This is a genomic window from Denitratimonas tolerans, from assembly GCF_037203605.1.
Taxonomy (GTDB): Bacteria; Pseudomonadota; Gammaproteobacteria; order Xanthomonadales; family Xanthomonadaceae; genus Denitratimonas; species Denitratimonas tolerans.
The window spans coordinates 125,691-150,367 of record NZ_JBBDHC010000004.1; the positions used below are offsets into that span (position 1 = coordinate 125,691).

Sequence of the window (24,677 nt, forward strand, 5' to 3'; positions counted from 1 at the left end):
GGTGCGCCTTGCCATGATGTCAAGGTCAAGCCTCTGTCGCGGTGACTTGACCTTGCCACGGTGTCAGGGTTCAGACTGCGCGCATGGATGCGAAAACCGACCTGAATACCCTCGACCTTGGCATCGGCGGCATGACCTGCGCCTCGTGCGTGGCGCGGGTGGAGCGCGCCTTGAACAAGGTGTCCGGCGTGCACGACGCTGCCGTCAACCTCGCCACCGAAAGCGCGCGCATCACCTGGCGCGGTGAGGAAGACATGGTGCCGCTACTGCGCCGCGCGGTGCGCGATGCGGGCTACGAGCCGCGCGCGCCGGAAGCCGCCATCGATGCCGCCGATGCTTCCCCCTGGGCCGGCTTCGCACCGGTCGGCATCGGGCTTTTGCTGTGCGCCCCGCTGGTGCTGCCGATGCTGCTGATGCCGTTCGGCATCCATTGGATGCCGCCGGCATGGGTGCAATTCCTGCTGGCAACGCCGGTGCAGTTCTGGCTCGGCGCGCGCTTCTACCGCGCCGGCTGGCACGCCCTCAGGGCCGGTACCGGCAACATGGATCTGTTGGTCGCCATCGGCACCAGCGCGGCGTGGGCCATGTCGGTATGGCTGTGGCTGTTCTCGCCGCACGGCGAGCACGGCGGCCTGTATTTCGAAAGCGCCGCCGTCGTCGTGACCCTGGTGCTGCTGGGCAAGTGGCTGGAGGCGCGCGCCAAGCGCCAGACCACCGCCGCGATCCGCGCCCTGCACGCGCTGCGCCCCGAACTCGCGCACCTGATCGACGTCGACGGCGGCGAGACCGACATTCCGGTGGACGAACTGCGCCCCGGCGACCGCCTCGCGGTACGTCCCGGTGAACGCGTTCCCGCCGACGGACGCGTGCTGGAAGGCGCAACCCAGGTGGACGAATCCATGCTGACGGGCGAACCGCTGCCGGTCGGCAAGCGCGTCGACGACCGGCTCACCGGCGGTTCGATCAACGGCGAGGGCCGCGTGGTGGTGGAAGTCACTGCCGCCGGCAGCGAAAGCGTGCTGGCGAACATCATCCGTCTGGTGGAAGACGCGCAGGCCGGCAAGGCGCCGGTACAGCGGCTGGTGGACAAGGTGTCGGCGGTGTTCGTGCCGCTGGTGATCCTGATCGGGCTGGCCACGTTCGGACTGTGGCTGTACCTGGACGCAGGCATCGAAACCGCGGTGATGCGCGCGGTCGCCGTGCTGGTGATCGCCTGCCCCTGCGCGCTGGGCCTGGCGACACCGACCGCGATCATGGCCGGCACCGGCGTGGCGGCGAAGTTCGGCATCCTGATCAAGGATGCCGAGGCGCTGGAAATCGCCCACCGCGTGCGCACCGTGGCCTTCGACAAGACCGGCACCCTCACCCGCGGCCGGCCGCGGCTGCTTGCGTTCTCTCCGGCCCCCGAGGTGGATGCCGACGCGGCACTGGCGCTGGCGGCCAGCCTGCAGGGCGGCAGCGAACACCCGCTGGCGCGTGCCGTGATCGAAGCCGCCCGTGCTCGCGGCCTCGAACTCGAAGCGCCGCGCGAGGTGCTCGCCGTGCCCGGACGTGGAACGCAGGGGCGCGTCGGCGAACGCCCGCTGCTCCTCGGTAGCCTGCGCTGGATGGGCGAACTGGGCGCGGCACTCGACGCCCTGCCCGTTCCGCCCGACGCCCGCGCCGCCACGCTTTCAGTGCTGGCCGAATCCGGCGCGCCGGGCGCTGCGCCCCGCGCGCTGGCGCTGCTGGTCTTCGGCGACGAACCCAAATCCGAAGCGCGCGAGGCCATCGCGCAGCTGCACGCCGCCGGCATCCGCACCGTGATGATCTCCGGCGACAACCGCGCCGCGGCCGAGGCCATGGCGCGACGCCTGGGCATGGATCCGGACGCGGGCGAAGTCATGGCCGAGGTGTTGCCCGGCGACAAGGCCGACGCGGTGAAACGCCTCAAGGCCGGAGGTCACGTCGTGGCGATGGTGGGCGATGGCGTCAACGATGCCCCGGCGCTGGCCGCGGCCGACGTCGGCATGGCCATGGGCAGCGGCACCGATGTGGCCATGCACGCCGCCGGCATCACCCTGATGCGCGGCGATCTGCGACTCGTCGCCGCCGCGCTCGACATCTCGCACCGCACCGTCGCCAAGATCCGCCAGAACCTTTTCTGGGCCTTCATCTACAACGTCATCGGCATTCCGCTGGCGGCCCTGGGCTACCTCAGTCCGGTGCTGGCCGGTGCCGCGATGGCGCTCTCGTCGGTCAGCGTCACCAGCAACGCGCTACTGCTGCGGCGCTGGCGGTCTCCGGTGGCAAGCGGCTATGGTGACAGGCTGTCCGGTTCACGTTCGAGGCTCCCGCTATGAAATCCCGCGCCGCCGTCGCTTTCGCCGCAGGCGAACCCCTCAAGATCGTCGAGATCGACGTCGCGCCGCCGCGCAAGGGCGAAGTGCTGGTCCACATCACCCACACCGGCGTCTGCCACACCGACGCCTTCACGCTCTCCGGCGACGATCCGGAAGGCCTGTTCCCCGTCGTGCTCGGCCACGAGGGCGCGGGCATCGTGGTCGAGGTGGGCGAGGGCGTGACCAGCGTCAAGCCCGGCGACCACGTGATCCCGCTCTACACCGCCGAGTGCGGCGAATGCCTGTTCTGCAAGAGCGGCAAGACCAACCTGTGCGTGGCCGTGCGCGCCACCCAGGGCAAGGGCGTGATGCCCGACGGCAGCACCCGGTTCAGCTACAAGGGCCAGCCGGTCTACCACTACATGGGCTGCTCGACCTTCGCCGAGCACACCGTCGTCGCCGAGGTCTCGCTGGCCAAGGTGAACCCCGAGGCCAACCCGGAGCACACCTGCCTGCTCGGCTGCGGCGTGACCACCGGCATCGGCGCGGTGCACAACACGGCGAAGGTTCAGGAAGGCGACAGCGTGGCCGTGTTCGGCCTCGGCGCGATCGGCCTGGCCGTGATCCAGGGCGCGAAGCAGGCGAAGGCGGGCCGCATCATCGCCATCGACACCAACCCGGCCAAGTTCGAGCTGGCCCGGCAGATGGGCGCCACCGAGTGCGTGAACCCGAAGGACCACGACAAGCCGATCCAGGAAGTAATCGTCGGCATGACCGGCTGGGGCGTGGACCACAGCTTCGAGTGCATCGGCAACGTCGAGGTGATGCGCGCGGCGCTGGAGTGCGCGCACCGCGGCTGGGGCCAGAGCGTGATCATCGGCGTGGCCGGCGCGGGCAAGGAGATCAGCACCCGTCCGTTCCAGCTGGTCACCGGCCGCAAGTGGATGGGCACCGCCTTCGGCGGCGTGAAGGGCCGCACCCAGCTGCCGGGCATGGTCGAGGACGCGATGAAGGGCGAGATCGAACTGGCGCCCTTCGTCACCCACACCCTGCCGCTGGAGCGCATCAACGAGGCCTTCGAGCTGATGCATGAAGGCAAGTCGATCCGCACGGTGATCCGCTACTGAGCGCATGCTCCCACCGGTCCGGCCACCACCTGTAGGAGCGGCTACAGCCGCGACAGGGGAGTCGGCCCAACCATGTTCGCGGCCGTGGCCGCTCCTACAGAGTCTGATGAGGTGTGTCTTGGAAAGAATCGAACACCGCGCATGCTTCGGCGGCTGGCAGGACGTCTACCGCCACCGCTCCGAGGTCCTGGGCTGCGACATGACCGTGGGCGTGTACTTCCCGCCGCAGGCGGAGAAGGGCCCCTGCCCGGTGCTGTACTGGCTCTCGGGCCTGACCTGCACCGAGCAGAACTTCATCACCAAGGCCGGCGCACAGCGCTACGCCGCCGAGCACGGGATCATCCTCGTCGCCCCGGACACCAGCCCGCGCGGCAACGACGTCGCAGACGCCGAGGGCTACGACCTGGGCAAGGGCGCGGGCTTCTACGTCAACGCCACGCAGGAGCCCTGGGCGAAGCACTACCGCATGTACGACTACATCGTCGATGAGCTCCCGGCCTGGGTGGAAGCGGACCCGGCCGCCAGCGATGCGCGCGCGATCAGCGGCCATTCGATGGGCGGCCACGGCGCGCTGACCATCGCGCTGAAGAACCCGGGGCGCTATCGCAGCGTCTCGGCGTTTTCCCCCATCGTCGCACCCTCGCAGGTGCCGTGGGGCGAAAAGGCGCTGGCTGCCTACCTCGGCCCGGATCGCGCGGCCTGGGCACAGTACGACGCCACCGAACTGGTCAAATCGGCCACGGAAAAGCTGCCGATCCTGATCGACCAGGGCCAGGCCGACGAATTCCTCGATGCCCAGCTCAGGCCGCAGCTGTTCCAGGCCGCTTGCGAGGCGGTCGACCACCCGCTGCTGCTGCGCATGCAGCCCGGCTACGACCACAGCTACTACTTCATCGCCAGCTTCATCGGCGAGCACATCGCGCACCACGCCGCCGCGCTGCGCGCCTGAGCGCGCGCCTTGCAGGGTGGGCGCGATGCCGTATACTTCCGCGCTCGCCACGGCACCGGCGTCACGCGCCGCGGCAAGCACATCACGCCCGAGTGGTGGAATTGGTAGACGCAGAGGACTCAGACAATTTGAGCCCTTCGAGGGAAACCTTGGAGGTGAAGCCCGTCAAACTCGGTGAAGGCCCTGGATCCGTTCCGAGCTGATGCCGAGCCAAGCCCGAAGCCCGCTTCGGGAAGGTGTAGAGAGCAGACGGCGGGCACCTAAAGCCGCAAGGTCAAGGTGAAGGCGTGCTCCAGACCACGAACGTCTGAACGGACGGCGGCGAAAGCCGAAGTGGGATGAAAATCCTCCGCCGCAAGGCTTGTCGGTTCGAGTCCGACCTCGGGCACCAACATGCTGGCCGCAGCCGTCCGCAGGCGTCCGGTCTGAACATGAAAACCCCCGCTACGGCGGGGTTTTTTGTTGCTTTGCTGTCCGCTGCCATCCGCCCTAAGCCCCCCGACCGGTCATTCCGGACAACAGGTCGATTACCCGGTAGCGGCCGGGCGCTCGATGCGCGAGGGCGCTGGCGCAGTGCAGTGCGCCGCGGGCGAATATGTCGCGGTGGGTGGCGCGATGGATGAGTTCGATGCGCTCGCCCGCGCCGGTGAACTGCACCAGGTGTTCGCCGACGATGTCGCCGGCGCGCAGACTGGCGTAGTGCGGGGCCGCGCCGCCGCCTTCGACGATGGATTCGCCCAGCGCCAGCGCGGTGCCTGATGGCGCGTCCTTCTTGTGGACGTGGTGGGTTTCCACGATGTCGCGATGCCACTGCGGCAGGGCTGCGGCGGCGCGGCGGACGAGGTCTTGCAGCACCGCCACGCCGAGGCTGAAGTTCGCGGCCCAGAGCACGGGAATCCGGGCGGCCGCTTCGTCCAGTCGCGCCAGCTGGTGCGAATCGAGCCCGGTGGTGCCGCTGACGAAGGCGGCCCCCTGCGCGAGGCAGCGATCCAGCACGCGATCGAATCCCGCCGGCAGGCTGAAGTCGATGCAGGCCTCGAACGCCGGCAGCGACGCAAGCTCGCCTGCGGCAAATCCCGGCACGCCGGCGATGTGCGGCGCTTCGCTTCCGGCCACGGCGGCGACCAGCCGCAGCGCAGGCGCTTCCGCGCACAGCCGCACCAGCGCCTGCCCCATGCGGCCGGAAGCGCCGTGGATCACGAGCCGGACGGGCGAGTCGGCTGCGGCCATCCGGTCAGTTCCGCCGGGCTTTTGGGTGCGCGCCGGGCGGGCCACGTCTAGCGCGGGCCCCAGAACAGTATTCCCGCCAGCGCCGCAGCAATGGCACAGGCTGCGGCCAGCAGCCACCATGCGCTCGGGCCGGTCGACGATGCCGGTGCCGGTGCCGGTGCCGCTTCCGGCACGGATGCCGGCACCACGGGAATCGCAGGCATCGCCTGGGTGATGGGACGCTGGCGCGACAGTGCGCCTCCGCCGCGCGGCGGTAGGCCGGGAGCCTCGATCACGAAGCGGTGCGGATCGATCGCGATCTGGTCGCCCGGATGCAGGATCGCGTTCTCGACCAGCATGCCGTTGACCTTCAGGCGTTGCCCGGGCGCTTCGGCACGCAGCACGATGCGATCGCCGTGCAGCTCCACGCGGGCGTGGTGCGGCGCGACATCGGCCGATTCGATCCGGATGTCGGCATCGTCGGCCGAGCCGATCACCAGGTCCGAAGTGAGGGCAAAGGTGTGGCCGTGGGACAGGCCCGATACGCCGCGCAGCACGGCGCGCGATGCGGCAACGCGCAGCGCACCGTCCATCGGTGCGCTGCGGCGCGGCGGCAGGAGCGGCGTGGAGGGATCGTCTTCGAGCAGCACGCTGAACTGCACCCGCCCCATGCTCACGATGTCTCCCGGGCGCAACATCGCGCATTCGCGCACGGGCCTGGCGTTGACGTGGATCGGGGCGGCACCGTCTTCCAGCCGCAGCCACAGCCCGCGCTGCGGATCGACCGAGAGCGTCGCGTGATGTGGCAGCCAGTCAGCATCTCGCACCCGGATGTCGCACTCCTCGCTGACACCCACGCGATAGTCCCCTGCCTGCAAGGTTGCATCCGGATGGTCTCGGCCGGGAAATACCAGGCGCATTCAGTGCTCTCCGCAGTTCGACCGGAACTTTAGCGCGGTTGCCGCATCAGGTCACGAAAAAGCCGCCGCCGGGATCGCCAATGCTCTCAGCACCTGTCTGTCGCCAATGTTCCCGCACCCATTGGCATCCGGGCGCTGCCGGAACACAATCCGCGCACCCCGACCTTTCCGCACGCCATGCCCAGCATCGACATCCGCCACCCGCATTGCCAGAGTCACGACGACGCCCGCGCAGCCGTCGAGCACGTTGCCGAAAAAATCCAGGAGCGGTTCTCGATCGACTGCGCCTGGAACGGCGACGCGCTCGAGTTCAACCGTTCCGGGGTCGAAGGAGAGATCCGGCTGCTGCCCAGCGAGGTGCATGTCGTCATGCGCCTGGGCTTCATGCTTTCCATGCTGCGCGGGCCGATCGAAAGCGAAATCCGGCGCTATCTGGAGCGCGAGTTCAGCTGAGGCGTCCTGCGCCGCACGCGCCTTGCGCCTGCGCATCGCGGGTTGCGGCGCGGCACGTCGCGCCGAAGCGGTGCGACAAGGCGACGCTCCAGTCGACGGTCTGCTCCAATCGGTTCGGGCTAGAATCGGAAGAGTCCGATTTCCATGGCGTTCGCGATGCTTCTGCTCCAGCCTGCCACCCGTCATCGCCCGAGCCACTCCCGCATCGGCATTGCCATTGCGGGCGGCGGCCCCATCGGCGGCATGTACGAACTGGGCGTGCTGCGCGCCCTGGAACAGGCCATCGACGGACTCGACCTGACCGCGCTGGATGTCTACGTCGGCGTCAGTTCGGGTGCCTTCCTGGCCGCGAGCCTGGCCAACCGCATCGACACCGAGCAGATGTGCCGCATCTTCATCACCGGCGATGCCAACGACGTGCGTTTCGATCCGGACACCTTCGTGCGCCCGGCGCTGCGCGAGTATCGCCAGCGCCTGGCGGCGGCACCGAGGCTGGTGCGCGACTGGTGGCGGCGCATGCTCAAGGATCCGACCAGCCTGCACCTGGGCGAAGCGGTCAGCAGCCTCGGCGCGCTGGTGCCCACGGGGCTGTTCGACAACGGCAAGATCGGCCACTTCCTGCACCAGGCCTACACCCGCCACGGCCGCAGCGACGACTTCCGCGACCTCAAACGCACGCTCTACATCGTGGCGGTCGACATCGACAACGGCGAAGTCGTCTGCTTCGGCAAGCCGGGCTGGGACGACGTGCCCATTTCCCGCGCCATACAGGCCAGTTCCGCCCTGCCCGTGCTCTATCCGCCGGTGGAAATTCGCGGACGCCAGTTCGTCGACGGTGCCCTGCGCCGCACCATGCACGCCTCGCTCGCCTTCGACGAGGGCATCGATCTCTTCTTCGGCATCAACCCGCTGGTGCCGGTCGATGCCTCCAAGGCGCAGCATTCCAACGGGCGACGCCCGGACCGCCTGGCCTCGGGCGGTCTGCCGATGGTGCTGTCGCAGACCTTCCGCACCCTGCTGCAGTCGCGTGTGCAGGTCGGCATGCAGCGCCACGCGCAGCAGTACAACGACATCGACCAGATCGTGTTCGAGCCCAGCCCGAAGGACGGCGACATGTTCTTCACCAATGCCTTCAGCTACGGCGCACGCGCCGATGTCTGCGACTTCGCCTACGGTGCCACCCTGGCCGATCTGCGCGAGCGCTACGATGTGCTCGCCCCGCTGCTCGCGCGCCACGGGCTGGTCCTGCGCCGCGACATCCTGGATGACCCGACCCACAGCCTCGATACCAGCCTCGCCGCGGCACCGCGGCGCATCACCGAGGCCACCGAACGGCTGCGGCGCGCGCTGGACGACGTCGACGCCGCGCTCAAGGCGCGCGGGACAGGCTGAACCCTCAGCCGCGCGCGCGCAGCCTGCCCACGATCCGGGTGGCCCCGAGAATCACGCAGCCGGCGATCAGCCCGACCGCCGCGTTGGCGAGCAGGCGGACGATCCAGCCAAATCCCCCCAGCGCAACGGCCAGCGATTCGACCAGGTGGTGCAGCGGCGCGATGCCGTGAAGCAGAAGGCTGCCGCCCACCAGGAACATCGCCACCATGCCGGCAAACGACAGCCCCTTCATCATCCTGGGTGCCAGCGCCAGCAGGAGGCGCCCGATGCCGCGCGCCATGCGCGCGCCCGGGCCGTCACCGCGCCGCGACTGGAGCGCAAGCCCCGCGTCGTCCATCTTCACGATGCCGCCCACCAGGCCGTAGACGCCCACGGTCATCAGCACGGCCATCATGATCAGAACGCCAAGCTGGCGAGAGAACGCCGCATCGGCGACGGTGCCCAGGGTGATGACGATGATTTCAGCGGAGAGGATGAAGTCGGTGCGGATCGCGCCGCGGATCTTGCGGCGCTCCAATTCCTCGATGCTCTCATCGCCGGGCACCGGCTCGGCCTCATGCGATTGCGACGGTGCCTTGTGCAGCAGCTTCTCCGTCGCCTCGAAAGAAAGGAACGCGCCGCCGGCCATCAGCAGAAGGTTCACCGCCCAGGGAGCAAAGGCGCTGATCGCCAGCGCCGACGGCACCAGGATGGCTTTGTTGATGAGCGATCCCTTCGCCACCGCCCAGACCACGGGCAGCTCGCGGCTCGCGCGCACCCCGGAAACCTGCTCGGCGTTTACCGCCAGATCGTCGCCGAGCACGCCCGAGGTCTTGGCCGCCGCCGCCTTGGTCATGGCGGCCACATCGTCGAGCAGGGTCGCGATGTCATCGAGTAGCGTGAGCAGGCTGGCACCGGCCATGGGCGTTTTCCGCAGAAGGGGGGGGCGCATTGTGGCACGGTGCCGGGCGGTGCCCGTACGCCGGAACGGCCGGATGCGTGGCTTGCATTTGGCGGCGCGAACGTCTGCAATCGCCGCATGAAAACCATCCTGCGCCTGCTGGCACCCCTTGCGTTCCTGATCCTCGCGGCCTGCGCCCCGCTGCCCGCGCGCAATCCGATGGCCCAATGGGTGCACTCGCCCAACGAGGAGCCACGTCGCGCGGTGATCATCGTCATCCACGCCACCGAACAGGACAGCGTGGCGCGCAGCCTGCACACGCTGCGCACCGGCAACAGCGGCGGACCGGTCAGCTCGCACTACCTGATCGGACGCGACGGCGATCTCTACCAGCTGGTGGCCGACGAGCGCCGCGCCTGGCACGCCGGCGGCGGGCGCTGGGGCACGATCACCGACCTCAATTCCGCCTCGATCGGCATCGAGCTGGACAACGACGCCAGCAGCGACTACCCGCCGGCGCAGATCGACGCCCTGCTGCGCCTGCTCGATGACCTGTGCACCCGGTATTCGATCCCGCGCAGCCAGGTCATCGCACACGCGGACCTTGCGCCCACGCGGCGGCGCGATCCGGGCGTACGGTTCCCGTGGCAGACGCTGGCGCAGGCCGGCTTCGGGGTCTGGCCGCCGGACGATGCCGGGCCTGCGCCGGAGGGTTTCGACTTCTGGCTCGCGATGACGGCGTTCGGCTATGCGCTGGACGACCCCGAAGCCGCGCTGCGCGCCTTTCGCCGCCGCTTCCGTGCCGTCGAGGGCGACGACAGTCCGCCGGGGGCGGACGACGCCCGCATCCTCCATGCGCTGCTGGTGCCGTACCGCCCCGCGTCAGGGCGATGAGGCGGAGTTGAACCGACGCAAAGCGTGCGCGGCTCAGGCGTACGACAGCCCCGAGTAGATTTCCTCTTCCTGCGCAAAATGCAGGCGCAGGATCGCGTCCAGCCCGTACAGCAGGCGCTGCACGTCCTGCAGCGCCTGCGGATCGGGCGTTTGCGGGTCCAGTCCGTCAATGAGCGCGGCGAGGCGATGGTGCAGGCGAAATATCTCGCGGTGCGAGCGGCTCATGGCGGCCAGCGGATCATCACCGCCCAAGAGCGCGGCCACTGCCGGGTAGACCTCGCGATCATCAGCGTGCTCATGCGCCAGGAGTTCGGTTTGCAGGCGATGCTCCAGTTCACCCAGCAGGCGCGATGCCTCCGGACCGGACAGCGACGGCAGGCGTGCCGCCACCGCGGCGAGATGATCGAGCAGCGGAGCCAGCTGTTCGTGTTCGGCGTGGAGGCGGTCCACGTCCTCCTGCGACAGGTGGTGGCGGCTGGCCCGCACCGGCTGCACGCGCAGCACGCGCAGTGCGTTGAGGATGACGGCCACGTCGATCACTTCCTGCAGCAGCGCTCCGTGCAGCGGCGTCAGGAATCCAAAGGCCGCGAACCCCATGGCCACCAGCGAAAATCCCATGCCGAAAAACACGCTCTGCAGCGCGATGGTGCGGGTGCGATGCGCGATGTTCACCGTCTCCGCCAGGCGGTCGAGGCGGTCCACCAGGAGCACGACATCGGCGGCCTCGGCCGACGCGGTCGCACCGCGCGCGCCCATCGCCACGCCGACGTCGGCGGCAGCCAGGGCCGGTGCATCGTTGATGCCGTCGCCCACCATCACGCAGGGCGCGATCTCGCTCGCCGCGCGGATCACCGTCAGCTTGTCCTCCGGCGTCTGCTCGGCCAGCACCTCGTCCACGCCCAAGCCCGCGCCCACCGCATCGGCCACGTCCTGCCGATCGCCGGTCAGCATCACGATCCGCTCGATGCCGGCGCGGCGCAACAGGCGCAGCGCGCGCGGCGTTTCGGTGCGGACCAGATCGGCAAGCAGCAGCGCGCCCGCCGCCTCGCCATCGATCGCCACCAGTACCAACGAGGTGCCCTCGCCGACGGCCCGATCCAGAACGCTCGTCACGCTCGGCGGAACCGCCGCCTGGGACGTCACGAAGGCCACGGAGCCCACCGCGACGCGGGTGCCGCCAACGGTGCCGACGAGGCCGGAACCCGCGGTTTCGCGCGTGTCCTCGGCACCTTCCAGCGCGAGCCCGCGTTCGCGCGCGGCGCTGATGATGGCACCGGCCAACACGTGCGCGGACGCCTGTTCCAGCGAGGCCGCCAGCGCCAGCACGCGGTCGGCGGCGTGCGTGCCGAAGGTCTCCACCGACACCAGGTGCGCGCGACCCGCAGTGAGGGTTCCGGTCTTGTCGAAAAACAGCGAGCGCGCCGCCGCCAGCGACTCCAGCGCGCCGCCGCCCTTCACCAGCACGCCGCGGCTGGCGCAGCGCGAGATGCCGGACACCACCGCCACCGGCACCGCCAGCAGCAACGGGCACGGCGTCGCCACGACGATGACCGCCAGCGCGCGTATCGGATCCCCGGTGGCCAGCCACGCACCGCCCGCCACGGCCAGCGCCAGCGGGACGAACCACCCGGCATAGCGGTCCGCAAGCCGCATTGCCGGCGCGCGCGACGACTGGGCCTGCTCGACCAGCCGCACGATCCCGGCGTAGGTGCTGTCTGCCGCCGCCGCCGCCGCAATCAGGTCGAAGGCATCGGCGGCATTGACGGTGCCGCTGCGCAGGTGCTCGCCGCGCGCATGGGTGACCGGCATCGACTCGCCGCTGAGCGCCGATTCGTCCAGCACGGCGCGCGCGCTGGCGAGCACGCCATCCACGGGAAGCACCTCGCCGTGGCGCACCATGAGGCGATCACCCGGCACCACCTCGCCCAGCGCGACCTCTTCCAGCTCGCTGCCCCGATAGCGCGTCGCAACGCGCGGCGCGCGCCCGAGCAGGGCCGACATCTCGCGCCCGGCGCGGCGTTCGGCGAACGATTCCAGAAGCTGCCCGCCCCCGAGCATCAGCGCGATGATCGCAGCGGTCAGGTCCTGGCCCAGGGCCAGCGCACCGACAATGGAGATCAGCGCCAGCACATCCACGCCACCGTCGCGGCGCAGCAGGCCGCGCACGACCGTGACCAGCAGGGGAACGCCCACGATCAGGCTGCCGATGCGCCAGCTCCAGGCGGCCGCCTCGCGCAGGTCCAGCAGCCACAGCACCACACCGACGAGCAGGCCCATCGCGCTCGCGCTGAAAACACCCATGTCCCGACGCCAGCCGTGATTCATTCGCGCATTCACCCGTTCGGGCCACGCCATCGCGCCCTTCGCCAGTGATTATGCCTGCGGGTGCAGCGCATCGCCGACAGCCTGCACACCGCCTTGGGCAAGGGCCACTCCTTCGGTGCGTGGAAGAAAGCCACCCTCGCCAGCGGCAAAGACTTCGGCCTCGCCCCACATCGGCTCGAAACCATCTTCCGCAACAACGTGCAGGCCTGGTACGCCGCAGGTCAAGCCGAGGCCATCCGCCGCAACAAGGATGCCTTCCCGTACCTGCGCTACAGCGCCGTGGGCGATGCCCGCACCCGGCCCGCGCACATGGCCCTCGATGCCCTGATCCTGACTTGTCGACCATCCGCTTCGCCCAGCGCGTGCCCATCCTGATCGAGCACGACCGCAGCCAGCGCGCCGGCTTCGGTGCGTCAGCGGATTGAGGTGCCCGCCTCCACCCGCCGCAGCAGTGAACGCAGCGCCAAGGGCCGCAGCGGCTTGTGCAGCAGCGTCAGTCCGTTCGATTCAACCTCGCGGCGGATGGCTTCGTCGCGGTCGGCCGTGATGACGATGGCGGGGATGTCGAGGCCGAAGCTGCGCCAGGCATCCAGGCCGGTGGTTCCGAAATCCAGGTGGTAATCGAGCAGGAGCAGGTCCACGCGGTGCTGCGCCAGCAGCGCGTGTGCCTCTTCGATGCCCGCGGCGCAATGTACGCGCCAGCCCCAGCCTTCGAGCAGCTCGCGCATGGCGGCGCGCACGGAGGCGTCGTTGTCCAGCACCAGGGCGGTGCCGCCGCGGCCGGCGGCGGGTTCCACCACGGTGCGGCGCTCGAACAAGTGCGGGCCGGGCGACTCCGCACGGCGGGCAAAGCCCTGCGGTACGGTGACGGAAAAGACGCTGCCGCGCCCCGGCCAGCTTCGCAGCGCCAGGCCGTGGCCGAGCAGGCGCGCGGTGCGCTCGGCAATGGCCAGGCCCAGGCCGAGCCCCTGCCCGCGCGCACCTTCGCCGCGACGAAACTCGTCGAAGATCGCGCGCTGGTCGCTCACGGCAACGCCGGGACCGCTGTCCCAGACTTCGATGCGCAATCGATCCGCGACCCGCCGAACCCCGATGAGTACGCGGCCGCGCTCGGTGTAGCGCACCGCATTGGCGGCGAAATTCATCAGGATGCGGCGCAGCAGCTGCGGGTCGCTGCGCACCCAGGCCGCAGTGGACACCAGGGTCAGCGTGATGCCGCGTTCGGCGGCCATCACGCGAAATTCGGCCGCCATGGGTTCGAGCAGCTGGGCAAGCGGAAAGTCGCGCACCTCGGTCGGCTGGCGGCCGGCGTCCAGCCGCGAAATATCGAGGATTCCGCCAAGCAGCGATTCGGTGGAACCCAGCGCACTGCGAAGGTTTCCGACCAGCGGGCGGTATTCCTCGTGGTGCACGCGCTCGTCGAGCGCGTGGGCGAAAAGCTGCGCGGCGTGCAGCGGCTGCAGAAGATCATGGCTGATGGCCGCGAGGAAACGGCTTTTGGCCTCGTTGGCGCGCTCGGCGATGCGGCGCGAGGTGTCGAGTTCGCGCGTGCGTTCGTCCACGCGCAACTCCAGCGTCTCGTTCGCGAGCTTGAGCTCGGCTTCGGCGTGACGGAACGCGGTGACGTCGGTGAAGGTGGCGACGAAGCCGCCGCCAGGCATCGGGTTGCCGCGGATTTCCACCACGCTGCCATCCGGGAAGCGGCGCTGGGACAGGTGCGGGGTGCCGGCGCGCATGTGGGCGAGCCGGCGCAGCACGGCGGCGTCGCCGGCGTCGCCGCCACCAAAGCCGTGCGCCAGCGACCAGCGCACCAGCGCCTCGACCGGCTGGCCGACCTGCAGCAGTTCGGCCGGGAATCCGAACATTTCCGCATAGCGCCGATTCCACGCCACCAGGCACTGTTCGCGATCCACCACGCTGATGCCCTGGCTCATGTTTTCCAGCGCCGCCTCCAGCAGCTGCTGATTGAAGCGCGAGGCCTGCGACGCCTCGCCCACGATCGTGGCGACGGTTTCCAGCTCCGATCCCAGGTCGGTGCGCGCGGTATCCATCAGCAATCGCGCCGACGCCGCGCCCAGCACGGCCGCCAGTTCGCGCTCGATGCCCTGCTGCAGGGACGCGCTGGCGAAGGCGTCCGCGGCGCTGCCGGCAAACAGCTGCTCGATGCGCGCCGGCTGCAGGAAGCGCCCGCCGAGGTCGCGCAGCGCCGCCACCGGGATCGGGCGTGCGTCACCCGCGCGTGGCGCGCGGCGCCACGAAAGATCGATCAGCCAGGTCGCCAGGGTCGCGATGACCAGGCTGCCCAGCAAGGCGCGCAGCATGCGGCTCCAGCCGGTCAGCCCGAGGAACCCGTCGGGTGAAAGAAAAGCCAGCCCGAAGGGGCCGCTGTCGATCCACCCTTGGTCCTGTGAAAGCATCGGCCACAGCGTGGGCACCAGCAGCATCCAGGCCCAGGCCATCACCCCGAGCAACAGGCCGATCAACACCGCCTGTGGCGAGGTGCGCGGGCGCCACATCGCGAACCCGAGCGCCGGCGCGATGGTCGCCAGGGCCGAGAACGACACCGCGCCGATGTCGGCCAGGGCCTCGTTTCCGCCGATCGCACGGCTGTAGGCCCAGGCCAGGAGCACCGTCCCCAGGATGCCGAGGCGCCGCTGTAGCAGCACCTCGCCGCGCCGGCTCGGGCCACCCGGTTGCGCCCACGCACCGCGCACGCGCAGTGGTGCGAGCCAGTGATTGCCGATCATCAGGCTCAACGACAGCGTGGCGATGATCACCATGCCGGTGGCGGCGCTCAGGCCGCCGAGGAAGGCCAGCAGGGCGAGCCCCCGCTCTCCCTGCGCCAGCGGCAGGGCCAGGACGTAGAGATCCGAGGGCACGCCCAGCGGTGCCAGCTGCGCCAGTCCGGCACGCGCCAGCGGCAACAGCGGCAGCGCGATCAGCACCATGTAGAGGGGAAACATCCAGCGCGCGGTGCGCAGGTGGCTCTCGTCGCGGCACTCGACCACGCCGACGTGGAACTGGTGCGGCAGGGTGAACATCGCCAGCACGCCCAGGATGACCAGCGCCGGAAATCCATCGGCACCACCGGGCTGGGGCACCAGCGGCGGTGCCGGCCAGTCCGGACCCAGGATCACGAACAGCCCCAGCGCCAGCATCACGCCAAGCTTGAGCAGCGACTCCACCGCCACCGCCAGCACCAGGCCGCGGTTGTGTTCGGCCGCCGCCACGCTGCGGGTGCCGAACAGCATCGCGAACAGCGCCATCGCCAGCGCCACCCAGAGCGCGCTGTCGTTCCATGGCATCACGGAAAGCTCGCTGCCGCGCGTGAGCATCCCGTAGCTCATCGCCACGGCCTTGAGCTGCAGGGCCACATAGGGAATCAACCCCAGCAGCGCGACGCCGGTGACCGCGGCTGCCAGCGAGGAACTGCGCCCCAGCCGCGTGGCGATCAGGTCGGCGATGGAGCTTGCGTTGTGCTCGCGCGCGAGGCGCACCACGCGGTACAGCAATCCGATCCCGAAGACGTACAGCAGGATGGTGCCGACGAAGGTGGGCGGCAGCGGCCAGCCCGAGCGCATCGCCTGGGTCACGGTGCCGTAGAACGTCCATGAGGTGCAGTACACCGCCAGCGACAGCGCGTAGACCGTGCCCCAATGGCGATCCAGCCTCCAGCCGCGCCGCTCGCCCCAGACCGCGGCGGCAAACAGCATGCCCAGCCAGAGCAGGCTTGCGAGAACAACGACGGTGTTGGTCAGCATGGACGCCGGATCTGACTCGGGAACAACGTGCCCGCAAGCCTACCCGGATTCGACGCTGCCGCGCAGCGCGCGGCAGTGTCTCGACGGTCAGCGCCCGTCGAGTCGTTCGACGTAGGCGGCAACCGCGTCGATGTCCTCTGCCGTCATGTTGCGCACCACGCCCTGCATGATCTTGTCCATGGTGGTGTCGATGGCGTAACCGGTGCGGAAGTTGTTGAGCCGCGTGGTCATGTAGGTCGCCTGCTGGCCGTAAAGCGCGGGCCAGGCCATCTGGAACGGCTGGGCGTTCGTCGGCCCCTTGCCTTCGACGCCGTGGCAGCCCTGGCAGGGTGGCACACCCTGCGCCGGATCGCCGTGCAGGTACAGGCTGCGGCCGCGATCCAGGACTGCCGCATCGACAGGCTCGGGGGTCAGTGGCGAAGGTGCCACCAGCGGCAGGGAGGCATAAAACACCGCGATGTCGCGCAGGTCCTCGATCGTGTTGTTCGCCACCAGCGGCGTCATGATCGAGTCGCCGCGCAGCGAGTGCTTGAACTCGACCAGCTTCCAGTAGAGGTACTGGTCGGGAAGACCAGCCACGCTGGGGAACATCGCCACCGGAGCCTTGCCATCGGCACCGTGGCAGTTGTTGCAGACCTGCGCCTTTTCCTTGCCGGCGGCAACGCTGCCCTCAACCGGCCCCGGATACCTGAACTCGATGAGGTCGAGTTTGGCCGCCAACGCGGCACCGGAGGGCAGCACGGCGGCAGCCGCGACTGCCAGTAGGAAGGATCGCGCGTTCACAGCTTCACCTCCAGCATCACACCGATGAGATTGGCGTTGTAGCCGCGCTGACCGGCATCCAGATAGACCCGATGGTCGATCACCAGGCCATCCTCCAGCCCGCTGTAGTGCCAGTCGGAAATCTGCCCGCGCTCCCACGAGTCGAATATGCGCAGCGAGAATCGGTCGTTGAAGGGGACGGTGAGCCCGACGGTCAAGGTGTTGGTGCGATAGGTCAGGTTCGGGTACTCGCCGGACAGACTGGCCTCGGCAAGCGCCGGCCACGCAAGCGCAGCTGCGGATGCGTAGCTGTAGCTGGTCAGCCCGCGCGTGTGCACGAAGTTCCACATCGCATCCAGCTTCACCCGGCCAAAGTCGTGGTTGAAAGTCACTCCCGCGTTGCGGCTGCGGTTGTCGTCGTCCATCCACCAGCGAGAACTCTCCGGATACACCGGGCCGCCCAGCGTCGGATCTTCCGGCACGGTGGCCGCGTCGTTGACGTTGGCCATGCCCAGCGAGGACTTGTCCCATCCCACGAACGCGCTGGCGCTGGTCTGCAGCGACGGCTGCCAGTCCCAGGACACGGTGAAGCCATAGGTGTCCAGCGACTGCCGCCCCAGCTCGGCACGGTAATCGTTCCAGTCGCCGCGCAGCGTGGCGTTGAGGCTGGTGGTCTCGCTCGGCATCACGCTCGCGATCAGCGTCGCCTTGTGCTGGGTGCGGCCGCCGACGTCGTACTTGCGCAGCGCATCAACGGTATGCGGAGGGGTGTTCGTGTGATCGCCGCCAAAACCGGGCATGCCCATGGACAGGGTGTGCTCGTAGGGATTGGACACATAGTCGCTGCCGCTGCGGCGCAGGTACTGGTAGTTGGCCCGCAGCGTGGCGTACTCGAACGCGCGGCTGACCCAGGTCAGCTTCAGGACGTGATCGCGCGCATGGCTGACTTCGCGATGGGTCCGCTCCACGTCGGTGTAGGTATAGGCCGCTCCGAACGTGTTGCGGCTGTTCAGGCGGAAATCGGCGGCAAGCGCCAGCTCACGCGTTTCCTTGTCCAGCGCCAGGCTCCTGACGCGCGTCGGCACTCTGGCGTTCGCAAACGGATCCCAGATGCCCATCTCGCCCGGAACCACCGCGCCCATCGCGCCGTTCTCGGCAACGTAGCCGTACTGCCCGGTGATCGGGTTGTAGGCCACGTACGTATCGCGGTAATCCTCGCGGCGGAACTTCAGGGTGGCTCGGTAGGTGGCGAAGTTCGTGGGCTGCAGCACCAGGCCGACGTTGGCATCGGTCGTGTCAATCCGCATCCCGGCGCTCTGCCGGGACAGCGAGGCGGGGGTGTTCCAGTCCGCGCAATCGAACAGATACGGATTGACCGGGGAGCCCAGCGGAGACAGATCGATGCCCATCATGCCGGTACAGTTTGTCGGCGGCAGCAGCGCCTCGTTCTGCCGCATCGTACCGCCCGCCGCGCCGAAGGACAGTTCGCCGTTCATCGCCAGCTTGCGCGTGAACGTGGCGCGGACGTTGTGGTAATCGTTGTCCGGCTCGGTGGCGAACTCGCCCACCAGCGGCGTGATGGACGTCGCGCCCGGGACCACGGCCCACAAGGCATAAGGGTTCTCGTAGGTGAACGCATCATGGCTGTCGCGATAGAACGAGCCGGTGTAGGCAAGGTCCATGCGCCACTGGTTGCCGACGTAGCGCAGACCGCCGTTGACGTTGACCGTGGCGTCATCGATCGGCCGCGGGGTTTCGTAGATGCCGCCGTTGGCGGGGAACGGGTAGTTGAAGAAGAATGCACCGCCAAAGGCGCGCGCGCCCTTGCGCTCCTCGTTGGTGGTGCTGAAGTAGCCTGTCCAGCGCGAGGTGAAGAAATAATTGACGCCCAGGCCCTGTTTGTCGCGCGTCACCTGCAGGCGCTGCGGTACGGCCGTCGCGGAAGCCGCCATGACGTCGGGAACCGGGCTCGCACCCGGCGTCAGGCCGGGGACCAGCGTGAGCCGATTGCTGCCCACGCCATTCCAGATCGAGCGCGCCGTGGTGCTCATCACGTTGGGCTGCGAACGCGCGAACCCCTCGATGCGATATTTGCCGGCCCGCCCTGCCGTGGCCTTGATGTACTGGTTGTCCGAGGAAACCCGGCTCGCACGCAGTTCCACATAGGTGCCGTCGTAGGGTCGCCTGAAATTGAGCGCCAGAAGTCCCAGCACGGGGGCATCGTCCCAGTCGCTGTAGCGCAGCCAGTTCGGGGCATCCACGTCCCCGCCGGTGGCGAGCCAACCCACGCTGAGCTGTCCCGAACGCAGCCACTCTCCGTGTGCGGATTCGAGAATCTCCGGTGCGCAGATGTAGCGGGCACCCGTCGGCGAGCGCCTGCCTTCGGCGCTGAGCCAGCTCATTCCGCGCGGATCGCAGTCCCGCGCCGACGTGCTGGCCGCCTCCAGCTTGCTGCCGAATCCGTAATCGATGCCGACGCCCGAATCCTGGGCCTGGGCTCCCGTGCCGGCCAGCGCGCTTGCCAGCGCGAGGGCCAATGCCGATCTGATGCAGGTCATGGGTTCGTCCTCCATCACTTGTGCAAACGAGGGCCGCCCGGGTGGTTTGACCCGTGGATCTGCGCATGGCAGGTGATGCAGCCGCGGCCGATCAGGCGTTCGTCAGGGAATTGACCACTGGCCAGCCCGCCGGGCAGGTGCATGTCATTGGGATGTCGCACATGCGAGTGGCACTGCTGGCAGAGCACGGGCACCGGAGCCACCAGCAACGCATGCTGGTTGGAGCCGTGCGGGGTGTGGCAGTTGAGGCAGTTGTCGCGCACCGGCGCGTGCTCGAACAGGAACGGGCCGCGCTTTTCCGCATGGCACGTGTAGCAGGTTTCGTTGACGGTCGCGGTCTTGAGCAGCGGCGCATCGCGGCTGCCGTGCGGGTTGTGGCAGTCGTCGCAAGACATCAGGCCCTCGGGCAGCGGCATGTGCGAGCGCCGATTGAACTGGACGCGGATGTCCTTGTGGCAGGTGGCGCAGGTCTCACTGATCGACTGTGTAGCCATCAGTCCTTCGGCCGAGAACTTGGCCATCGGGTTGTGGCAATCCGAGCAACTCACGTCATTGCGCTGGTGCACCGAACCCGTCCAGTGGTCGCGCGGCCCGCCCTGATGGCAGGTCAGGCAGGTCGCGGCCTGGGTCGCGACGGTGGTTCCTCCGCCGTGGGTGAAGGCAATGATCTTGCCCGGCGTGGTCGGCTCGGCCGCGTGTTCGGAACCGGCACCGTGGCAGGCTTCGCAGGTCGCCGCCATCGGGTTGGCGCGCAGCGCCACCGCCATGCCCAGCGCGTGGGTGGTGTGGGCGAAATGTTCGGTCTCGAGGGTGTGGCAGCTGGCACAGCTCGCCTCGCCGATCGGCTTGGCGTCGGGGGCCTGCGGGTTGCTTGCCGGGAACGCCCAGGAGAACCCGGGCGCGACGTCGGCGAACTGTCCGCCCGCCACGTCGCCCGGAGACAATCCCGGCTCAGCCGAGAAGTGCGTGGACGGAAGGGCGTTGGAGGCCGGGGTCTGCGCTGCAGGTACCCCTGGCAAAAGCAGCAACGAGGCCGCGAAAAAGCCGAAAAAGAGTGCTCGCATGTTCCCTCCCCTGGCGGTATGGCTCGGGTGCGCCGTCGGCGCAGTGGAAGTTTTGGTTAACTTCTCGTTGACCGAACTTTGTATGAACCTAAACGGAAGGTACAGCCCAGATCGCGCGAAACATCGTTCAGAATATTGAACAATCGCCGTGCGCCACCGGCGTCAGGGAGGGCAAACATGAGCAAACCACTGGATCTCAACGACCTGCGCTACTTTGCGGCGATCATCGATGCCGGCAGCCTGAGCCGGGCCAGCCGCGCACTGGGCGTCACCAAGTCGCTGCTGAGCCAGCACCTGTCGCGCCTGGAGGAAACCCTGGGCGTCTCCCTGATCCAGCGCACCACCCGGCGCATGGATGTCACGGCTCTGGGCCTCGAGTTCCACGCGCGCTGCCTGAGCGTGCTTGCGGAAGTCGAGCGCGCCCAGTCCGTCGTCGAGGAGGCGCGCAGCGTGCCGCGCGGCACGCTCAAGATCAGCTGCCCGGTGCTGTTTGCCCAGGCGGTGCTGATGCCGGTGGTCAATTCATTCCTGCGGGCCTACCCGGAGGTGGACGTGGTCCTGGACGCCGACTACCGCGAGGTCGACCTCCTGGGGGAAGGCTATGACCTTGCGCTCAAGATCCAGCGCCAGCTCGACGACTCGCGCTTCATCGTGCGCTCCTTTCGCCTCGACCAGCACTGGCTCGTGGCCTCCCCCGACATTGCCCGATGGCTCGGGCCGATACGCCGGCCGGCCGACCTCAACGGCTGTGCCAGCGCCTTCCTGCGCAACGAGGGCGAGACGCTGGCCGGCACGGTCTGGCAGGTTCTGGACTCAAGCCAAGGGGTGCATTCCATCGCGCACCATCCGCGCCTGTCGTCCAGCGATCCGCTGGTGCTGCTGCCGGCCGTTCTGGACGGCATCGGCGTGGCACTGCTGCCCGGGAGCCTGTGCCAGCGCGAGGTGGAGGCCGGACGGCTGGAGCGGCTGCTGCCGCAGTTCCACGGCGGCACGATGTACCTGCACGCCGTGTTTCCCTCGCGCCGGGGCCTGAGCCGGGCGGCGCGCTGTTTCCTCGATCACCTCGGCCAGCACCTCCCGCCGCAGTTGCGCGAGACGATCGAGCACAGCGGAATCTGACACGCAAAAAAAACCGCCGGCCCTGCGGCCGGCGGTTTTCGTGCACAACTGCGTGGATCCGGCGATCAGCCGCCGAACACCAGCTTGCCGTGCATCACGGCCCAGTGGCCGGGGAACGAGCAGAAGAAGGTGTAGTCGCCGCCCTTCTCCAGCTTGCTTACCGGGAAGGTCACGCTGGTGGTCTCGCCGCCGCCGATCAGCGCGGTGTGGGCAATGACGCGGTCATCGTCGGCCTTGAGGTAATCGGCGTCGAGACCGGCCTTCATGCCGTCCTGGGCCACCGGCTGGTAGTCGGCGGTCTTGGTCAGGACCCAGTTGTGGCCCATGACGTTCTTGGCCAGCTTGCCGACATGGTGCAGGGTCAGCTTGACCTCGGTGCAATCAGCACCGACCGACAATTCCTTCGCGCTGAAGGTCATCTGGTCGGTGGAATCGATGCTCAGTTCGCAGGTCTTGGCCTGCAGCTGGGTGGAAAGCAGCAGGGCCGCGATGGCCAGCAGGGAGGAACGCAACATGGAATGGACTCCTTCGTGAAATGCATCAGTGCGGCAACCACGCGGCCACCGTCCCGGCTATTGTGGGGCCAGTTTCCCGAACCGCAATTGACTCAGGTCAGAAACGGCAGCGCGTGATTCAGCTTGCAGTTCCCCATGCGGGGGCTCTGCACCGCTCTCAGCGCACGAACTGCAGCGCGACCAGGCCCAGCACGATCATCACGCCACCCGCGGCGCGAAGGGACTGATCAGGCCGCTCCAGCAGCTGCGCCACGGCCTGCTTCCACAGGCCCGGCGCGGCGAACAGCAGCAGCCCCTCCAGCACCAGCACCAGGCACAGTGCGGCAAGGAGGTCGTCGGACACGGCTTACTCGCCGCGGCCGGCGTTGCCAAAGTAGCGGAAGAACTCCGAATCGGGGTCGAGCACCAGAACGCTGTCGCCGCCCTCGAACGCGGTGCGGTAGCTTTCCAGGCTGCGGTGGAAGGCATAGAACTCGGCATCCTGGCCGTAGGCGCGGGCATAGATGTCGGCAGCCTGGGCGTCGCCTTCGCCGCGGATGCGCTGCGCGTCACGCTCGGCATTGGCAAGGATCACCTGACGCTCGCGGTCGGCATTGGCGCGAATCGTCTCCGACGCCTCCACGCCCTGCGAGCGCAGCTCGTTGGCCACCCGCGAGCGCTCGGCCCGCATCCGGTTGTAGACCGATTCGGAGACCTCCTCGGGCAGGTCGATGCGCTTGATGCGCACGTCCACCACTTCGATGCCCAGGCTCCTGGTGCCCTCGTTGGCGGTGCGCACCAGGGCTTCGGTCATGCTGCTGCGCGCATCCGAGACGGTTTCCTGCAGGGTGCGCTGGTTGATCTGGTTGCGCAGCGCCTCCTTGATGATCGGGTTGAGGCGCTGCATGGCCTGCAGCTCGTCACCCGAGGTGGTGGTGTAGTAGCGTCCCACCTCGACGATGCGCCACTTGGCGAAGAAGTCGACGTTCACGTCCTTCTTCTCCGAGGTGAGGTAGCGCTCGGGCTGGGAGTCCAGGGTCATGATGCGCCGGTCGAAGGTACGCGCGTCCTGCACCAGCGGCAGCTTGAAGTGCACCCCGGGCTCGATGTCGGTCTTGACGATGCGGCCCAGCTGGAACAGCACGCCCACCTGATCCTCGCGCACCACGAAGATCGTGCTGGTGAGCAGCAGCACCGCGAACAGAACGAGGATGACGGCTGCATTTTTCATCGGTTGGAGCCCTCGCGCGGAGTACGGGTCGCATCGCGCGCCGGCGCGCGCGGGGTGGTCGGCACGGTCGCCGACTGGATCGCCGGCAGGCGCTCGACGAAGGTCGTGTCGGCGCGGGCCGAGGGGGGCGAACCGGAAAGCTTGTCCAGCGGCAGGTACATCACGTTGCTGCCGCTGCGGTCGCCCACGACCACTTTCGGATTGGACGCCAGGACTTCCTGCATGGTCTCGAGATAGAGGCGTTTGCGCGTTATCGCCGGTGCCTTGCGGTACTCGTCGGCCAGCAGCGTGAAGCGGTCGGCGTCGCCCTGCGCGCGCGCGACGATCTGGGCCTGGTAGCCCTCCGATTCGGCCTTGATGCGCGCCGCCGCGCCGCGCGCCTCGGGCACCTGCTTGCTGGCATAGCCGAGCGCGTCGTTCTCGAAACGCTGCTTGTCCTCGCGCGCGATGATCGCGTCGTCGAAGGCGTCTTTCACCTCCTGCGGCGGGCGCGCGTTCTGCAGGTTGAACTCGCTCACCGTCAGGCCGGTGCGGTACTGGTTGAGCGCCAGCTGCAGCCGCTCGCTGGCCTGTGCGGCCAACTCGGCGCGCTGCCCGGAGAGGATGGTGTCCATCACGCTGTTGCCCATCACCTCGCGCACCGCGCTTTCGGCCGCCTGGCGCAGGGTGTCGTCGGGGTCGCGGGTGCCGAACAGGTACAGCTTGGGATCGGACACCTGGTACTGCACGTTGAAGTCGACCAGCACGATGTTCTCGTCGCGGGTGAGCATGCGCACCTGATCGGAGATGTTGCGCACCTGGGTCGCATCGACCTTGATCACGCTCTCGATCGGTCGCGGCAGCTTGAAGTTGGGGCCGGGCGTCATCAGGCGCTCGTACTTGCCGAAGCGCAGCACCACGCCGCGCTGGCGCTCGTCGATCAGGGTCCAGGAATCGAAAACGAACCAGATCAGGAAGATCGCCAGCAGGATCAGGCCCAACGAGGGCCCGCCGCTGCCGCCGCCCGCACCACCGCGACCGGCGCGGCCGTCGTCACCGCCGAAAACCCGCCCGAGATTCGCCTTCAGGCGATCCAGAAACGCGTCCACGTCCGGCCCCTGGCCGCCGCGCCCGCCGTCCCACGAGTCCTTGGGATCCTTGTCCTTGCCGCCGCCGGGCGTATTCCAGGCCATGCATCACTCCGTCGTTGTCCGTGCGCCGCGCATCCACCGGCCCGGG

At 68.6% G+C, this 24,677-nt stretch carries 20 protein-coding genes; 8 read left to right on the plus strand and 12 right to left on the minus strand.

Annotated features, from left to right (window positions below; translation table 11 throughout):
• Positions 1 to 83: 83 nt before the first annotated feature.
• The 3 genes from WB794_RS04185 (at position 84) to fghA (ending at position 4,397) form a co-directional block, all read left to right on the plus strand.
• Positions 84 to 2,342 carry a heavy metal translocating P-type ATPase gene (locus WB794_RS04185; protein ID WP_337334594.1) on the plus strand — a complete coding sequence of 753 codons (2,259 nt, stop codon included), beginning with the start codon at positions 84 to 86 and terminating at the stop codon, positions 2,340 to 2,342.
• A complete protein-coding gene (locus WB794_RS04190) occupies positions 2,339 to 3,448 on the plus strand; it encodes an S-(hydroxymethyl)glutathione dehydrogenase/class III alcohol dehydrogenase (protein ID WP_337334595.1) in 1,110 nt (369 codons plus the stop codon). Before WB794_RS04185 ends, WB794_RS04190 begins: the two co-directional genes overlap by 4 nt.
• A gap of 118 nt (positions 3,449 to 3,566) precedes the next feature.
• Positions 3,567 to 4,397, plus strand: coding sequence for an S-formylglutathione hydrolase (gene fghA, locus WB794_RS04195; RefSeq protein ID WP_337334596.1), 831 nt, complete (start codon positions 3,567 to 3,569; stop codon positions 4,395 to 4,397).
• Between the two features lie 489 nt (positions 4,398 to 4,886).
• Here the strand turns inward: fghA and dapB are convergent, their stop codons facing one another.
• Together dapB and WB794_RS04205 are read right to left on the minus strand one after the other, a co-directional pair.
• Entirely contained in the window at positions 4,887 to 5,627 is a 741-nt protein-coding gene (dapB, locus tag WB794_RS04200; protein ID WP_337334597.1) for a 4-hydroxy-tetrahydrodipicolinate reductase, read from the minus strand.
• A 47-nt stretch (positions 5,628 to 5,674) separates the two neighbouring features.
• A complete protein-coding gene (locus tag WB794_RS04205) occupies positions 5,675 to 6,484 on the minus strand; it encodes an FHA domain-containing protein (protein ID WP_337334598.1) in 810 nt (269 codons plus the stop codon).
• 219 nt (positions 6,485 to 6,703) lie between these two features.
• Here WB794_RS04205 and WB794_RS04210 point away from each other — a divergent pair, with 219 nt between their 5' ends.
• Both WB794_RS04210 and WB794_RS04215 read left to right on the plus strand, forming a co-directional pair.
• On the plus strand, positions 6,704 to 6,979 hold the full coding sequence (locus WB794_RS04210; RefSeq protein ID WP_337334599.1) for a polyhydroxyalkanoic acid system family protein: 276 nt from the start codon (positions 6,704 to 6,706) through the stop codon (positions 6,977 to 6,979).
• Between the two features lie 156 nt (positions 6,980 to 7,135).
• On the plus strand, positions 7,136 to 8,371 hold the full coding sequence (locus WB794_RS04215) for a patatin-like phospholipase family protein (RefSeq protein WP_337334600.1): 1,236 nt from the start codon (positions 7,136 to 7,138) through the stop codon (positions 8,369 to 8,371).
• A 4-nt stretch (positions 8,372 to 8,375) separates the two neighbouring features.
• Here WB794_RS04215 and WB794_RS04220 read toward each other — a convergent pair whose 3' ends face one another.
• Positions 8,376 to 9,272: a DUF808 domain-containing protein gene (locus WB794_RS04220; protein WP_337334601.1), complete on the minus strand. Its 897-nt coding sequence runs from the start codon at positions 9,270 to 9,272 to the stop codon at positions 8,376 to 8,378.
• Between the two features lie 117 nt (positions 9,273 to 9,389).
• On the opposite strand from WB794_RS04220, the gene WB794_RS04225 reads away from it, so the two are divergent.
• The gene (locus WB794_RS04225) at positions 9,390 to 10,145 is read left to right on the plus strand and encodes an N-acetylmuramoyl-L-alanine amidase (protein WP_337334602.1); all 756 of its coding nucleotides are present in this window, start codon (positions 9,390 to 9,392) and stop codon (positions 10,143 to 10,145) included.
• 33 nt (positions 10,146 to 10,178) lie between these two features.
• Here the strand turns inward: WB794_RS04225 and WB794_RS04230 are convergent, their stop codons facing one another.
• Positions 10,179 to 12,446, minus strand: a complete 2,268-nt coding sequence (locus WB794_RS04230) for a heavy metal translocating P-type ATPase (protein ID WP_337334603.1) — start codon at positions 12,444 to 12,446, stop codon at positions 10,179 to 10,181.
• A gap of 84 nt (positions 12,447 to 12,530) precedes the next feature.
• Here WB794_RS04230 and WB794_RS04235 point away from each other — a divergent pair, with 84 nt between their 5' ends.
• On the plus strand, positions 12,531 to 12,845 hold the full coding sequence (locus tag WB794_RS04235; RefSeq protein ID WP_337334604.1) for a phage head morphogenesis protein: 315 nt from the start codon (positions 12,531 to 12,533) through the stop codon (positions 12,843 to 12,845).
• Between the two features lie 38 nt (positions 12,846 to 12,883).
• On the opposite strand, the gene WB794_RS04240 is transcribed toward WB794_RS04235, so the two are convergent.
• The 4 genes from WB794_RS04240 to WB794_RS04255 form a co-directional block, all read right to left on the minus strand.
• Entirely contained in the window at positions 12,884 to 16,231 is a 3,348-nt protein-coding gene (locus WB794_RS04240; RefSeq protein WP_337334605.1) for a hybrid sensor histidine kinase/response regulator, read from the minus strand.
• Positions 16,232 to 16,318: 87 nt separating this feature from the next.
• A complete protein-coding gene (locus WB794_RS04245; RefSeq protein WP_337334606.1) occupies positions 16,319 to 17,014 on the minus strand; it encodes a c-type cytochrome in 696 nt (231 codons plus the stop codon).
• Positions 17,011 to 19,551: an MtrB/PioB family outer membrane beta-barrel protein gene (locus WB794_RS04250; RefSeq protein ID WP_337334607.1), complete on the minus strand. Its 2,541-nt coding sequence runs from the start codon at positions 19,549 to 19,551 to the stop codon at positions 17,011 to 17,013. Before WB794_RS04250 ends, WB794_RS04245 begins: the two co-directional genes overlap by 4 nt.
• Positions 19,552 to 19,565: 14 nt before the next feature.
• Positions 19,566 to 20,615, minus strand: a complete 1,050-nt coding sequence (locus tag WB794_RS04255; RefSeq protein ID WP_337334608.1) for a DmsE family decaheme c-type cytochrome — start codon at positions 20,613 to 20,615, stop codon at positions 19,566 to 19,568.
• Between the two features lie 177 nt (positions 20,616 to 20,792).
• Here WB794_RS04255 and WB794_RS04260 point away from each other — a divergent pair, with 177 nt between their 5' ends.
• Entirely contained in the window at positions 20,793 to 21,734 is a 942-nt protein-coding gene (locus WB794_RS04260; RefSeq protein WP_337334609.1) for a LysR substrate-binding domain-containing protein, read from the plus strand.
• 65 nt (positions 21,735 to 21,799) lie between these two features.
• On the opposite strand, the gene azu is transcribed toward WB794_RS04260, so the two are convergent.
• From azu to hflK, 4 genes are all read right to left on the minus strand, one after another.
• Entirely contained in the window at positions 21,800 to 22,249 is a 450-nt protein-coding gene (azu, locus tag WB794_RS04265) for an azurin (protein ID WP_415926638.1), read from the minus strand.
• Between the two features lie 157 nt (positions 22,250 to 22,406).
• Complete coding sequence (locus WB794_RS04270) at positions 22,407 to 22,592, minus strand: DUF2065 family protein (protein WP_337334610.1); 186 nt, start codon at positions 22,590 to 22,592, stop codon at positions 22,407 to 22,409.
• Positions 22,593 to 22,595: 3 nt separating this feature from the next.
• Positions 22,596 to 23,459: a protease modulator HflC gene (gene hflC, locus WB794_RS04275; protein ID WP_337334611.1), complete on the minus strand. Its 864-nt coding sequence runs from the start codon at positions 23,457 to 23,459 to the stop codon at positions 22,596 to 22,598.
• Entirely contained in the window at positions 23,456 to 24,631 is a 1,176-nt protein-coding gene (gene hflK, locus WB794_RS04280) for an FtsH protease activity modulator HflK (RefSeq protein ID WP_337334612.1), read from the minus strand. Before hflK ends, hflC begins: the two co-directional genes overlap by 4 nt.
• Between the last annotated feature and the right edge of the window lie 46 nt (positions 24,632 to 24,677).

What these genes read in the sequence shown, in the direction of transcription:
- azu (WP_415926638.1), bottom strand. Translation starts at nt 22,249, where the DNA reads ATGTTGCGTTCCTCCCTGCTGGCCATCGCGGCCCTGCTGCTTTCCACC.
- WB794_RS04255 (WP_337334608.1), bottom strand. Translation starts at nt 20,615, where the DNA reads ATGCGAGCACTCTTTTTCGGCTTTTTCGCGGCCTCGTTGCTGCTTTTG.
- WB794_RS04185 (WP_337334594.1), top strand. Translation starts at nt 84, where the DNA reads ATGGATGCGAAAACCGACCTGAATACCCTCGACCTTGGCATCGGCGGC.
- WB794_RS04240 (WP_337334605.1), bottom strand. Translation starts at nt 16,231, where the DNA reads ATGCTGACCAACACCGTCGTTGTTCTCGCAAGCCTGCTCTGGCTGGGC.
- hflC (WP_337334611.1), bottom strand. Translation starts at nt 23,459, where the DNA reads ATGAAAAATGCAGCCGTCATCCTCGTTCTGTTCGCGGTGCTGCTGCTC.
- WB794_RS04190 (WP_337334595.1), top strand. Translation starts at nt 2,339, where the DNA reads ATGAAATCCCGCGCCGCCGTCGCTTTCGCCGCAGGCGAACCCCTCAAG.
- WB794_RS04260 (WP_337334609.1), top strand. Translation starts at nt 20,793, where the DNA reads ATGAGCAAACCACTGGATCTCAACGACCTGCGCTACTTTGCGGCGATC.
- WB794_RS04225 (WP_337334602.1), top strand. Translation starts at nt 9,390, where the DNA reads ATGAAAACCATCCTGCGCCTGCTGGCACCCCTTGCGTTCCTGATCCTC.
- WB794_RS04250 (WP_337334607.1), bottom strand. Translation starts at nt 19,551, where the DNA reads ATGACCTGCATCAGATCGGCATTGGCCCTCGCGCTGGCAAGCGCGCTG.
- dapB (WP_337334597.1), bottom strand. Translation starts at nt 5,627, where the DNA reads ATGGCCGCAGCCGACTCGCCCGTCCGGCTCGTGATCCACGGCGCTTCC.
- WB794_RS04230 (WP_337334603.1), bottom strand. Translation starts at nt 12,446, where the DNA reads ATGGGTGTTTTCAGCGCGAGCGCGATGGGCCTGCTCGTCGGTGTGGTG.
- hflK (WP_337334612.1), bottom strand. Translation starts at nt 24,631, where the DNA reads ATGGCCTGGAATACGCCCGGCGGCGGCAAGGACAAGGATCCCAAGGAC.
- WB794_RS04215 (WP_337334600.1), top strand. Translation starts at nt 7,136, where the DNA reads ATGCTTCTGCTCCAGCCTGCCACCCGTCATCGCCCGAGCCACTCCCGC.
- WB794_RS04220 (WP_337334601.1), bottom strand. Translation starts at nt 9,272, where the DNA reads ATGGCCGGTGCCAGCCTGCTCACGCTACTCGATGACATCGCGACCCTG.
- WB794_RS04210 (WP_337334599.1), top strand. Translation starts at nt 6,704, where the DNA reads ATGCCCAGCATCGACATCCGCCACCCGCATTGCCAGAGTCACGACGAC.